This window comes from Pseudoalteromonas sp. ATL1, assembly GCF_058933015.1.
Window position 1 is genome coordinate 1,091,705 of the sequence record NZ_JBZYXL010000002.1, and the last position, 12,199, is coordinate 1,103,903.

The 12,199-nt window shown below is 43.1% G+C and carries 12 protein-coding genes; 8 read left to right on the forward strand and 4 right to left on the reverse strand.

Annotated elements, in window-relative coordinates:
- Positions 1–4: 4 nt before the first annotated feature.
- Positions 5–1,192 (forward strand): histidine kinase, encoded by a 1,188-nt coding sequence (locus AC5FX4_RS22735; RefSeq protein ID WP_493608693.1) that lies wholly within the window; start codon positions 5–7, stop codon positions 1,190–1,192.
- Here the strand turns inward: AC5FX4_RS22735 and nhaR are convergent.
- Positions 1,176–2,087 carry a transcriptional activator NhaR gene (gene nhaR / locus AC5FX4_RS22740; RefSeq protein ID WP_493608694.1) on the reverse strand — a complete coding sequence of 304 codons (912 nt, stop codon included), beginning with the start codon at positions 2,085–2,087 and terminating at the stop codon, positions 1,176–1,178. The genes AC5FX4_RS22735 and nhaR overlap by 17 nt on opposite strands.
- Positions 2,088–2,212: 125 nt before the next feature.
- Between nhaR and AC5FX4_RS22745 the strand changes: the two genes are divergently transcribed.
- From AC5FX4_RS22745 to AC5FX4_RS22755, 3 genes are all read left to right on the forward strand, one after another.
- Positions 2,213–2,515: a hypothetical protein gene (locus AC5FX4_RS22745; protein WP_493608695.1), complete on the forward strand. Its 303-nt coding sequence runs from the start codon at positions 2,213–2,215 to the stop codon at positions 2,513–2,515.
- Between the two features lie 186 nt (positions 2,516–2,701).
- Positions 2,702–3,139 (forward strand): hypothetical protein, encoded by a 438-nt coding sequence (locus tag AC5FX4_RS22750; RefSeq protein WP_493608696.1) that lies wholly within the window; start codon positions 2,702–2,704, stop codon positions 3,137–3,139.
- Between the two features lie 269 nt (positions 3,140–3,408).
- Positions 3,409–3,756, forward strand: coding sequence for a hypothetical protein (locus AC5FX4_RS22755; RefSeq protein ID WP_493608697.1), 348 nt, complete (start codon positions 3,409–3,411; stop codon positions 3,754–3,756).
- Between the two features lie 119 nt (positions 3,757–3,875).
- Here the strand turns inward: AC5FX4_RS22755 and AC5FX4_RS22760 are convergent, their stop codons facing one another.
- Complete coding sequence (locus tag AC5FX4_RS22760; protein WP_493608698.1) at positions 3,876–5,216, reverse strand: M43 family zinc metalloprotease; 1,341 nt, start codon at positions 5,214–5,216, stop codon at positions 3,876–3,878.
- 153 nt (positions 5,217–5,369) lie between these two features.
- Positions 5,370–6,668, reverse strand: a complete 1,299-nt coding sequence (locus tag AC5FX4_RS22765) for an aminotransferase class I/II-fold pyridoxal phosphate-dependent enzyme (RefSeq protein ID WP_493608699.1) — start codon at positions 6,666–6,668, stop codon at positions 5,370–5,372.
- Between the two features lie 101 nt (positions 6,669–6,769).
- Between AC5FX4_RS22765 and AC5FX4_RS22770 the strand changes: the two genes are divergently transcribed.
- Positions 6,770–7,660: a dihydrodipicolinate synthase family protein gene (locus tag AC5FX4_RS22770; protein ID WP_493608700.1), complete on the forward strand. Its 891-nt coding sequence runs from the start codon at positions 6,770–6,772 to the stop codon at positions 7,658–7,660.
- A 5-nt stretch (positions 7,661–7,665) separates the two neighbouring features.
- Complete coding sequence (locus AC5FX4_RS22775) at positions 7,666–8,874, forward strand: MFS transporter (RefSeq protein ID WP_493608701.1); 1,209 nt, start codon at positions 7,666–7,668, stop codon at positions 8,872–8,874.
- A gap of 31 nt (positions 8,875–8,905) precedes the next feature.
- Here the strand turns inward: AC5FX4_RS22775 and AC5FX4_RS22780 are convergent, their stop codons facing one another.
- Positions 8,906–9,799, reverse strand: coding sequence for a response regulator (locus tag AC5FX4_RS22780; protein ID WP_493608702.1), 894 nt, complete (start codon positions 9,797–9,799; stop codon positions 8,906–8,908).
- Between the two features lie 100 nt (positions 9,800–9,899).
- Between AC5FX4_RS22780 and AC5FX4_RS22785 the strand changes: the two genes are divergently transcribed.
- Both AC5FX4_RS22785 and AC5FX4_RS22790 read left to right on the forward strand, forming a co-directional pair.
- Positions 9,900–10,697 (forward strand): chromosome partitioning protein ParA, encoded by a 798-nt coding sequence (locus tag AC5FX4_RS22785; protein WP_493608703.1) that lies wholly within the window; start codon positions 9,900–9,902, stop codon positions 10,695–10,697.
- Between the two features lie 217 nt (positions 10,698–10,914).
- Complete coding sequence (locus AC5FX4_RS22790) at positions 10,915–12,195, forward strand: efflux RND transporter periplasmic adaptor subunit (protein ID WP_493608704.1); 1,281 nt, start codon at positions 10,915–10,917, stop codon at positions 12,193–12,195.
- The last annotated feature ends 4 nt before the right edge of the window (positions 12,196–12,199 follow it).

Consider the following 12,199-nt stretch of genomic DNA (forward strand, 5'->3'; position numbering starts at 1 on the left):
TCGCATGAGTAACAAAATTACCTCTCTCACTCGTTACATCAACTTACGTATTACCGCACTGATGCTCATCGTCACATTATGTTGGGTCGGCGTGGCTAAATATGGCTATGAATTTGCCCAAGACGATAGTGCCACACACTATTTGTATTATGACGCCGAGCAAGCTGTAAAGCACCTTTACAGCTTGCCCTACGCCGATGACTTCAAACTTATAACCCGCGAGTCCAAAGACCTACCAACGGATATTTATCAGGTTTGGCAAAGCGGACAACTGACTATAAACGAAGTCACCTTAGTACAGCAAAACGATAGCGATGTTTACGTACTACCGTGGCAGCAACCTGACTCGGTTAACTCGCCTATTTTTGTACTGCACTATTTTGACACGCATGAAGACTTGCCCATATTGCCTTGGCTATTACTGATGATGAGCGCATTAAGCATACCAGCACTTGTCGTCGTGATCCGCAGTACCTTGCGCATTAAAAGACAAATAAAAAACCTCACTAAACTCACCAGTAGCAATAAGCAATTTAGTGAAGCAGGCTCGTTTGTGGAGTTTATAGAATTTGCACGGGCTTTAAAAATAGCGCGCCAAGCCGAGCACTATGCACAACAAAAAGAACGCCTATTAAGTGCCTATCTGAGTCATGAAGTGAGAACGCCCTTAACGCAAATTCAACACGGCATTTCTCGCTTGCAACAGCTGGACGATATTCCACTGGAAGCCGTGGATGTATTGACCACTTTAGAGCAAGCACAAGCGAGGTTAAGTTCAACCAGCCACGCAGTACTTGCGCTCTGGCAACAAGCTGACGTCGAAAAGCTGCCTATTGATATTACTCAACTTATAAAAAGCATCAGCGCTAAACTTGACCCTGACCATGCATTAATCCAATTGGCACTGTCGCAGCAACCCATGTTCGTCATGCTACATAAACCCTTGGCTGAACTGATGTTCACACAAGCCATTGAAAACGCTAAACAACATGGCAATGCCCCGTTAAAAATCAAACTCGATGAATCTCAGTTAGTATTTGAAAATAGCTATGATGAACCAGCTAAAGGCTCAGGGACAGGTCTTGGCCATATGCTGATAAAACAAGTATGCCAGCGCTTAGGCTGGCATATGGAAGTAGAAAAAACAACAAACCACTTTGTGCTTACAATCAGCTTTAACCCTCAGGGTTGATCTGCGCCGACTGCGCATAACGCACAAACTCAGAATAAATAGAGTCCTTTATTAATCTATCTGGTGTAAAGGCATAGTAATGCTGATATACATTGTCGATAGGGCCAATAAAACACACATCTTTGTTGCGCTCTATCTCCTCTTTAACCGACAGCGGGGCAGGGAACAAGCCAAACCCTTGCTGGCCTAAAGCTATCATCAAGGCGCTGTCATCAACATGTCCAGCAATGCTGATCTCTATGCCAAGTTCGTCTAACCAATAGTGAATCGAGCTGGTCACAGGACTGCTTTTGGCGGGCAATACAACGGGCACTTCAGACAAAGAGTTAGGAAAGCTTGCCTGCAAGTTCGGCTGCCAAGACTGGCGACCAAAAAACCCGAGCTGGCTTTTACCAATTTCATGACAAAACACCTTGAATGGCAAACTACTGTCGAGTGGCTTATCGGCCAACACTAAATCCAGCTTGTGGGTTGCCATTTGCGCTAACAACTCCGCCTGTTGGCCATCAATACAATGTAAGTTGGCAATGCGCTCATTTTCAATCAAGGGGGCCAACCATTTAGACACCAAAGATTTTGGCAGTGAGTCTGAAATCCCCACTTTTAAGGTGCGAGAAAGTGAACCAATATCACCTTGAGTCGTTTCCAGCCATTCATGGGCAATCGCGAACATATCGTCAGCATATTGCTGCGTAATGCGGCCAAATTCAGTGAGCCGAAGCCCTCGTCCTTCCCTTACAAACAAAGACTTACCTAACCTTTGCTCTAAGCTCGTTATCTGCGCGCTTACGGTTTGTGGCGTCAAGTGCAATACCTTGCTGGCACCCGCAATGCTGCCATGACGACTCACTTGCCAAAAGTAGTACAAGTGGTTGTAGTTAATGTTGGTAATCATTCGTTAATACCTACCAATAAGTAAGAAATAATCAGCTTTTTTCTTTTCATCTACCTTAGTAGATTTACAGTGTACCTGCAATATTGGTGCGACAAATTAAATTAATTAACGGATAGAACCAAGCTATGAAACTAAAGTTATCGATTAAAGACAAAACGGTGACCTCGGCGATGAAAGTCAAACTGTCTAAGCTGATAACAGAGCAATTAAGTAAATATGTAATGAACATTCGCACTGTGGAGTTACATATCGACGATATCGAGTCTCGTCAGCATGGCGTTTTAAAGCAATGTCGTATCAATGTGCAGTTACCTGGGTTGCCCAGCATCATGCTCAAAGCGCGGGGCAATAATATGCTGCAAGCAATTAAACGTGCACTTCATAACAGCCAAACGGTATTGGCTCAGAAGTATGCGATTGCTAACTAACTTTACCTTCCTTATTTTTGCAAATACGGGCCAAGTAGAGCGGTTGAAGCATAACAGACCATAGTTCCAAAAAATCCCAAGCACTTGCAGCGGCACGGAGGCCGCTCTATTTCAATAATCTAATAAAGTTTACCTCGCTGGGGCCGATAATAAGGGCAATTGAATACGGATATTATCGAGGCTCAAGTGAAAATAGCACTGACACTTCATCAACAACTTATGCCTACTTCTACTAAAAAGGCATCAGCCGACGACGAACTAAAATCAAGCGAAACCCCGACTCTTCGCATGACCACCGAGACCATGAAAAAAATCAACACCCTCAATGAAACTGAAGAAGAAAAGGAAGACAAAGATAAGCCCGCGCTACCGCCTCACATCGAAGCATTGATAGAACAAAGAAAGAAAATCAAAGACCAAATTAAAGAACAAAAAGAGCAGCTTGAAAAAATCAAAGCGCGTGATGACTTAGATGACGAAACGAAGATGATGCTGTTACAACAACAAGCAGATTACCTCGCGCAATTGAATATCCAGCTCATGGGGATCACTCAGTCACTGCAAGATGCGCTTAAAGAGGCAGGGATCAGCGATATGAGTTTACTAGCAGATATTTTGGTTTAGCTTGGAATAAAAAAGAGAGCGAATACATACTTAACTCCGTTTTCGCTTGTTACCACCAATAAAGTGACTAGCCCATTTATGCTCTACTCACGCCAAAAATCACGCAGAAAAGTATACAGAAATAACACGTATCGATGCATATCAAACGCTATCTCTATCTAATAAACTAAACTGTATGTGGTAAGCGTTGTTATTCCGACAGAGATGCTCCTGCTTTTGCTGTTGTGTGCTTAGTTACTTACTGGTAGATAGAGAAAATAGAGGTCTTTATGAAAACTGTACTTGTCGCCCTATTATCATTTTTACTCGGTGTTTTTATTACGGGGTATATTAGTTTTAATATTGCGATATTGCCAAGCTATGCGGGTCAATACAATATGGCGTTGGACTACTATTCTACTTTAGAGCAGGGTAAGCAGGAGGAAGCACTGACGAGCCTTAAAAAAGTTTATCTTCCCAATCAAAGTTGTTTTATACACCAAATTGTTGACTCGCCTTGGGTGATCCACAAAACGTATTATCAAGCGTCTTTACAATCGGGTTTTGCACACATAGGCGTTGAGAAGAGCCAAATTGAGTCTTTTTGTGATGATTTAAATCTAACTGAGCTGAATTAGTGCTGTAGGCCAGATTTAATTAAATCTGGCCATTACAGTGCTTATCCTAAACGAGCGTTGCTCTGTAACTAAAAACCCTAATTTCAGATAAGCTACTTGCTGACGTGAACACGCTAGGATCACTGACGTGTTAAATTATTCTGATACAACCCGTGCAAAGCACCTTCGTACAAGGAGGAACGCATTAAATTTGCTTGGCTAATGGAGAAAAACTTCAGTTGTGCATCTAGCACTCGCGCACGCATAAAGTTTTCATGCAGTTCGCTATTAATACAGTTCGATACAATAAACTGATCTGCACACGGTAAAAAACGATGACCATCTTCAGGCCCTTCACTAATATGGCCAATTAATCCAAAGAAATGCCCTAATTCATGTGACAAGGTTTTCCCTTGAGTATAACCCTCAGCAAGTTCGCCTAGTGTACCAAAAACGCCATATTCAACGGCAACACCAATTTCATCATCTGGCGCAACTCCAGGAATAAACGAACTGCCAAGCGAAGCGACTTTGCCGTGACGGTCTCTATCTTCTCCCACCCAAATATTGATATAGCGTGTTGTGTCCCAAGCATCAATCCCGCCTTTATTCGAGTTTGCGCGCTCCGGCGAATTAGGTCCCATAAGTTCTCCAACCACCACACGATTGATACCTGTGGTTTGACTACCATCAGGTGCTGTAGTTGCTAGATAAAACTGAATCCCAGTGTCCGCAGCAACACGTTGATGCTCTTGAGATAAAGTGCTAAGTTCTTGACGGTTCATAGCTCTGAAATGTTCGTTTGTAGCAACTATCTGTGAACGGATCTGCTCATCAGACAACTCAAACAGACCATTATCCATCACATGTACCACAACAGGTAAGCGAATACGCTCTGGTAACAAAATAGGTTGAGCGTATAACGACTCAAATTTTGCACTGATCTCACAGTTAGCGGAAACGTTTTTAATCGTTAATGTGTTATTTGACTGTTCTCCTAAACAACCTGTTAACTGAGTCAACTTTTGATCTGTCTCGGATTCGGCGGTTACTGTAAAACTTTGCCCGACAGTAACAGTTTCAGGTACTCCAACTAAACGACCGTAACCTGTCACCAAACTCGTCACAGTCACCTTGTCTGCCTGAGGATTGTTCGCCTGGATGTGAATTTTTATATGACAATTTTGCTGAATATTAGAAGCAAAAACTTTTCCTTCAGCGTTCAATTGCGCATTACACCCTTGGATCTGTGTTACTCGATATTCTGATTGCAATGATAAGGCAAAACTCGCCGATTTTCCTTGCGATACTTGTTGCTCATGCGTTTGCAAAGCTGCTCCCGCTCCAATAACTTCAGCAGTTACCTTTAATTTTTTTTCTGACAATGTAACTTTATCAGCAGCTACATCATCGCCAGAACCGGAACATGCTGATAGCAACATTACACCTGCAGCAAGCAAACTTTGCTTTGTGAAAGACATACTCTATTACTCCTTTTAAAGCCGGTTACGATTAATAAATTCAAAGACCGGGCAAAGTATGTTCACGACTTTATATTGTCAATATAAATGGGACTAACACACATTTTATACAGATTGATTGCCTAACAAACAAAACGCTCTTGTTAAGCCCCTTTACAAAATCACCGCCGCGAGGTCTGTAGCAAACTGCTCTGCAACTTGCCCATCGACTTTTTGTACACTCACTCGAATGGCTTGCGATACATGATCAATATCAAATGCGCTGCCCGCTCTGACCAACCAACCTCGGCTAGAGAGTTCAAATACCGCTTGTTTACAATCTCCTCCCACGGGGACCCAAACATTGAGACCATCCGTCGTTAGGCAATTTTGCATACCTTGATTTTGTAATGCCTTAAGTAATAAATCTCTTTTCGACGCACAATCAAATTTTGCTCGCTGCAACTGTTGTTGAAAAATGTCATTGCTCAAGCAGGTGTGCACCAAAGACTGTAACACGCGGCTAACCCATGACATACCGGGGGCGAGACGGGTGTTGATACGTGCGACTGTTTGTGGATCAGCCGCCACAAAGGCCATCCGTAGGTCAGGCCCTAACCCTTTCGAGACCGAACGAAAAATCGCAAAGTGGTGCGTGCTTTTTGGGATCACAGAGTAATGTTCCGTTTTTGCCATCAGCGCAAAATGATCATCCTCCATCACCAACACATTAGGGTAATCACTGAGCACGTTGCGTAACAGCGACGCGCGCTCTTCAGTTAAGCTCACACCCGTTGGATTATGTGCTCTTGGCGTAATAAGTACCGCTCTTGCGCCTTGTTGTAACGCTTTGGCAAGTGCATCAGGGCACATACCATATTGGTCTACCTGTGCGCCAACCACTTGCATGCCCGCTAAGCGGATCGCATTTGCGGAGCTAATATAACAAGGGTCTTCCACCACCACAGTGTCACCCGGCAGCAAGTGCGCATTCATCAATCGCTCTAGGGTATCAATCGCACCATTACACAACGTCATTTCAAAATCATTTGTGCACGAACTTGCAAACCAATTGCGTCCATACTCCAGTATTGGCGCTATTATGGTTTGTTCGCCGTACAAAAACTGCTGCAACTGAGTATGACTGGCCACTTGGTTGAGATCGGGTAACCATTCGCGTTTGGGGCTGCCATCAGCCAAATCAAATAAAGCGGTATCGGTCGCGCCTTCTTGTTCACCCGCATGGGTTTGCTGACTAATACGCGTGCCTAATCGACCTTGGCTGATCGCAAGCCCCGCTTTAGTTAACTTTTGATACGCTGCTGACACGGTATTGCGGTTAACGCCCAATTCTTCTGCTAGCTCTCTTACAGAAGGCAGTACATCGCCACAAGCGAGTTTTTTTTCACTAATGAGTGTGCGTATTGACTCAAAAATATCCTGCGCAGTCTTGCCAGAAATGTTGACTTTCATTTTTGTCCTATGACAATATCTTTTTTGTCATGGGTCAAAGATAACACCTTTACCCACGTTATTAACTTTTGAACTGCTTATTTAAGCAAAAAGGAGCGCTAATGTTTACTGGTTTATCTGCTTTTCCAATTACGCCATTTAAAAATGAGCAAATTGACTTCGATGCATTCGAAAAGTTGCTCCTAAATTTAACCGAAGCCAAGGTAGACTCTATTTGTGCGATGGGCTCTACCGGGCTTTATCCTTATTTATCAAGACAAGAGTTACAAAACGTCGCAAAAAAAGCCGTTGAACTTGCCGATGGTATTCCCGTCATGGCAGGCATTGGCGCATTGAGAACCGTTGATGTGATCAAAAATGCCCACGCAGTACAACAAGCGGGGGTGGACGCAGTACTACTAGCACCTATGTCATACCATCACCTAAAAGAAAGCGAAGTGCTGAGTTTGTACCAAGCAGTGGCAGCGGAACTATCGGTACCTTTGTGTGTGTATGAAAACCCCGGCGCCACCAATTTTATCTTTTCCGATGCCTTATATTATGAAATAACCAGACTACCCAATGTCGCCGCAATTAAAATCCCAGGCATGCCATTTGCCACGGAGCAAGGGGAGCAACGCTTAGCAACGCTAAGACAAATAGTACCAAGCTCAGTAGCCATTGGTGTTAGTGGCGACAAATTTGGCGCAGCAGGTATGAGTACGGGCTGCGACCTCTGGCTGACAGTACTTGGTGGACTTTTTCCTCGTACCGTGCAAAAACTCATTCAATTAGCGCAGACGGACGCAAATGTGGCAAAACAACATTCAGCTCAATTAGAACCATTATGGGCCTTGTTTGCCAACCATAAAGGCGGACTACGCGTGATGGCAACTGCAGCACAACTACTTGGATACAGCGAAGATAACAATTTGCCCGCCCCACTGTCGCCACTTGTGGGAGAAGATAGGAAAGCACTTGGGCAACTTATAAAACATCTCGCCTTGGCTTGACGATTATGATGAACCCAATAAGCAGAGTTTGGCCTCTGGCTAAGCGCTCAAATCTGAGTCTGTATGTACTCGCTGCAGTTATCGCACGCATGGCAACAGGAGGCAGCGCCATTGCAATTATTTTGCTCGCAAACAGCCAAGGCGCAAGCTCAACCCAAATGGGGATATTTGCAGCATGCATGACCGCACCGCATATTTTTGGCCCAATTTATGGCCGTTGGCTGGACAAATCACCATCGCCCAAACGCTTGATTGCCTTTTGCTGTTTCTTGTTTGTTGGCGCATTTCAACTTGCCATATTTGGTTTTAACTTAGGCACTGCGTGGTTAAGTATTAGCGCTTTACTCTTATGCGGTGTATGCAGTTCTTTTTTGATGGGAGGATTAAGCACACAACTGGCTTATCTTATCGATGACAACCAAGCAAGGCGTCGTGCGCAAAGTTACGATACATTCACCTACAGCGTGGGCTTAACACTCGGTCCCATGATGGTCGCGTTACTTGCAGATGCTTACTCAACAAATTTCGCCATCACCATGCTAATGAGTTTGCCACTACTGGCGGGCCTGATCATCATGAGCTTTCCAGCAAAGCAGGCAAACATGTTTCGCTCCAAAAACGATGTAATGGGTTTTACACACGTATTCATAACCATCAAGCAGTCACCTCAATTAGCACGCACTCTTGCCATGACATCGGGCGCTTCATTTAGCGTCGCGGCTTTGCCTATTTTGGCTGTTTACCTTGCAAATTTTTGGCAAAAGAGCGCGCAAGATGGCGCATATTTAAGTACCGCTTATGGTGTTGGCTGTTTGTGTGGTTCGGCGCTTTTGATGATAAGACCACTCAAAGCCAATGCCATCGCTCTGTTAAGGCGTCTTGGCATCTTGCTACTTGGCTCTTTGTTACTGCTCATGCTCTCAACATCATTTACAACTGGGTTTGCGGCATACTGGTTTTGTGGCGTCGTTAATTCGCTATTTTTCGCCGCGACTTTAGCTGCAAGAAGTGAATATGCACCAGAAAATGGCGCCGCACAAATCTACATGTGGGTTGCCGCAGCAAAAATAGCAGCCGCTTCTTTGGGGGCATTTGTAACTGGGATAATGGTGAGCTACTCAAATAATAGCGCGTTGATTGTGTCTATGTGCATACTCTCAATCACGCTTGTTGGCTGCTTTTGGAACTGGCGAAACCTGAAAGAGCAGCAGTAAAAGAGCCTCATGGCTCTTTTACCCACAAAGTTTAAAACCCGACCAGCAGCACTTTACCCAAAGCCATCCCTTCTCGTTGGCAACTGAAGTCAATACGGCTATCAAGTGGTGTTTGATATAACGACTCCAATTTATTAAATGGCGTACCAATAAATTTCACCGCTTTTACTCTTAAGCTCATACGTGTTCGTTTATCTAAAAATGCATATGCGGTCGCATTAAGCGTACTCTTACAAGCATCCAAGATCTCAACAGACAGAATACTTTGATGAATGGCTTTATGAATTTCTTTTTGATCCATCTGCTGGTGGCTACTCGCCATAATGCAAGTGGCATATATATCCAATAAACCCACCGCTTTAACCTTTTGGGTATTACGATCTTCATAAATGGCCATCACGCAAGGCACTTTAGATTCATTATATTCTTGTGGTTGAATAGACTGTATCGCGAGCTTTTGGTCAACATGTTTATGGATCAAACGCTCGAGCTGCCCTAATTTGGGCAGCGCTAGTTCACCATTCACCTCAACTTCTTCAAGCATAGTTTGGCTTTCTTCTGCGCCTTGCACGAGAGGTAGAATATTCTCGTGTAACTGCTCATCGGTAAACGGTTTTGATAACACAAATCGTGCACCAGCTTGTAATGCTTCCTCTATTTTATCCTTATCATCAACCGTGGTGATCATCGCAACGGTGATATTGAGCTGGCGCTTTTTTATCGCTCGTAACAAAGTAAGTCCTGACATATCAGGCATATGCCAGTCTGTTAACACAATATCAGGATGCCATTGACCTATCTCTTGAAGCGCTTTTTTTACGCTGTTGGCTTTTTTTATCAATAGTTTACGATAACCAAAGCTTTCTAAAGCCCGTCGTACTATTTCTAGCGTTGCCTGACTATCATCAACTATAAGTATCTTCACATTCAGCCACTTTTCGAAAAACTTGTTTTTAATTATAGGCATAATTTTTATGCATCACTAAACTCAAAGATAGTTTCTTCGCAAAATGGGTGAGCAGAACATGCCCAACATTCAACTGCCAATAGAAGTATATCAATACGTCGCGATTAACTTTGGCCTGATAATTTTGGCCGCATGGTTTTATATTTTGCTGCTTATTCTCCGAGAATTTCGTCACTTCGCTAGCAGCATGATAAAACAAGCGCCTCAAACAGACGAAAACCTACTTGTAATGTGTAGAGAGTCAGTTGATGATGCGTTGAATTATGTGAATGATAATAGTGAAACCATCGCGCAATTGGCACAAATTCAACAAGCATTAGAGCAACAGTTGGCCGAGATCAGAGCGTCAACTCAAGATCACATCACACCCAAAGAAGACGCGTCAATTAAAGCATTGAATCAAAAGCTCATGCAATCTCATACCTTAATTAGAAAGCTAAAAGGCGACTTAGACCAAAGTAAAGTTCAGCTTAAAGAAACCAGAAAAAAACTGTACAACCAGTATGATGAGATAGAAACGCTACAGAGAGAGAAGCAACAGTTACAAGAGAAGTATGAACAAATGCAGGCGCAAACCAACGAGCCACCACAAAATGTCCAACAAATGGCAATTAATTTTGAACGCGAAAAAGCCGAAATGGCTGACACGATAAACAGTTATAAACGGCAAATAGCCGAACAAAATCAAGCTTTAGAGCAATTATCATTACAAGCGGGCAATACCGAAGATGGTGCTAAGCTCACAGAGTTGCAACAAGAACTGACGCAAACAAAAGAGGCATTAAAACATCTAACAAAAGAGAAAAAGTTTATTGAAAGTAGATATTTAGAAATTACAAAACAAAAAGGCCAATAACACGCCCGATAACGCATGAAAGCAGCTATACATTCATACCCTCCATATATTAGGAACAAAAATAAAAACACACCATTAACATTGATGACATTTTGTAAAAAAACATGTATTTTTATTCTTCTGTATAAATCATGGTGACTGCCGTAATTTGAAATTGAATTTAGATTAGTCTGCCACAACACATTAATACATCGTCAACGGCTACAAAGGATTAGGGATGACGTACATATCAGATACCAGTGCACAAGACACACAAGTACAAATTAAGCGCTCCAAAAAGCGTTTTATATTGCCTGTAGGTGGGCTTCTAGCAGCCACTTTATTTACGTTTTTCGTGTTAGTGCCAGCATTTGTCAGTTGGAGTAGCGGCACCACGGCCATTGCGGCCGAAAAAATACGCATAGCGCCAGTTGAACAAGGGCTATTTATTCGCGATTTGTCTGTTCAAGGAAAAGTAATCGCAGCGAGAAGGCCGGTGTTATACAGCCCAGCACAGGGTACAGTGACCTATTTAGTCGAGGCTGGTGACAGCGTTAAGCAAGGTCAAGCCATCGCGGTTATAGACAGCCCTGAGCTCAAGAGTTTATATGATCAGGAAGTGGCAAACCTGACAAAACTGAAAACGTACTTAGCGCGCGAAAAAATTGAAGTTAAAAAGTCGAATCTTGCTCAAGATAACCTTATCGGCAAAGCTGAAGTTGCCTTAAATGCCGCACAACGTGAAATGCGCCGCTCAGAAGAAGCTATGAAAAATAACGTGATCAGCGATATTGATTATCAAAAAGCCAAAGACGACTTACAAAATGCCCAACGTGAACATGAGCATGTGCTTAAGGAAGTCGCGTTACTTAAAGAAAGTCAAAAATTTGAAATTCAAACACGTGAACTTGAGTTGGAGTACCAGCAGGTTAAAGTAACCGAACTCAAGCGCCAAGTGGATGGTTTAAAGATCATGTCACCGGTTACAGGATTAGTTGGTAACCTCAGTGTCGAGCAAAAAAATTCGGTCGCAAAGAATCAGCCTCTTTTAAGTGTGGTTGATTTATCACAATACGAATTAGAAGTGCAGATCCCTGAAAGCTACGCAGATGACTTAGCACTCGGCATGGAAGCGCAAATCACCTTAAATCAAACCATGTATGATGGTGAATTAGTTGCTATTTCACCTGAAATATCAAATGGTGCAGTTGAAGGCAAAATTCGATTTAAAGACAGTACTTTAACAGGATTAAGACAGAATCAACGATTAACCACACGCATTATTCTTGAGCAGAAAAATAACATTGCGTACCTACCAAGAGGGCAGTTTATCAATGCCTACAATGGTCAGTACGCGTACGTCGTAAAAGATAACGAAGCCGTTAAAACGCCTGTAAAACTAGGATCGAGAAGCCTTGCTCAAGTCGAAATTATTTCTGGACTTGAACAGGGTGATCAAGTGGTTATCTCCGACACCAAAGTATTCAAAGACGCGCCAAGCGTACGCATATTACAATAAAAGG

What these genes read in the sequence shown, in the direction of transcription:
- AC5FX4_RS22735 (WP_493608693.1), top strand. Translation starts at nt 5, where the DNA reads ATGAGTAACAAAATTACCTCTCTCACTCGTTACATCAACTTACGTATT.
- nhaR (WP_493608694.1), bottom strand. Translation starts at nt 2,087, where the DNA reads ATGATTACCAACATTAACTACAACCACTTGTACTACTTTTGGCAAGTG.
- AC5FX4_RS22745 (WP_493608695.1), top strand. Translation starts at nt 2,213, where the DNA reads ATGAAACTAAAGTTATCGATTAAAGACAAAACGGTGACCTCGGCGATG.
- AC5FX4_RS22755 (WP_493608697.1), top strand. Translation starts at nt 3,409, where the DNA reads ATGAAAACTGTACTTGTCGCCCTATTATCATTTTTACTCGGTGTTTTT.
- AC5FX4_RS22760 (WP_493608698.1), bottom strand. Translation starts at nt 5,216, where the DNA reads ATGTCTTTCACAAAGCAAAGTTTGCTTGCTGCAGGTGTAATGTTGCTA.
- AC5FX4_RS22765 (WP_493608699.1), bottom strand. Translation starts at nt 6,668, where the DNA reads ATGAAAGTCAACATTTCTGGCAAGACTGCGCAGGATATTTTTGAGTCA.
- AC5FX4_RS22770 (WP_493608700.1), top strand. Translation starts at nt 6,770, where the DNA reads ATGTTTACTGGTTTATCTGCTTTTCCAATTACGCCATTTAAAAATGAG.
- AC5FX4_RS22775 (WP_493608701.1), top strand. Translation starts at nt 7,666, where the DNA reads ATGATGAACCCAATAAGCAGAGTTTGGCCTCTGGCTAAGCGCTCAAAT.
- AC5FX4_RS22785 (WP_493608703.1), top strand. Translation starts at nt 9,900, where the DNA reads ATGCCCAACATTCAACTGCCAATAGAAGTATATCAATACGTCGCGATT.
- AC5FX4_RS22790 (WP_493608704.1), top strand. Translation starts at nt 10,915, where the DNA reads ATGACGTACATATCAGATACCAGTGCACAAGACACACAAGTACAAATT.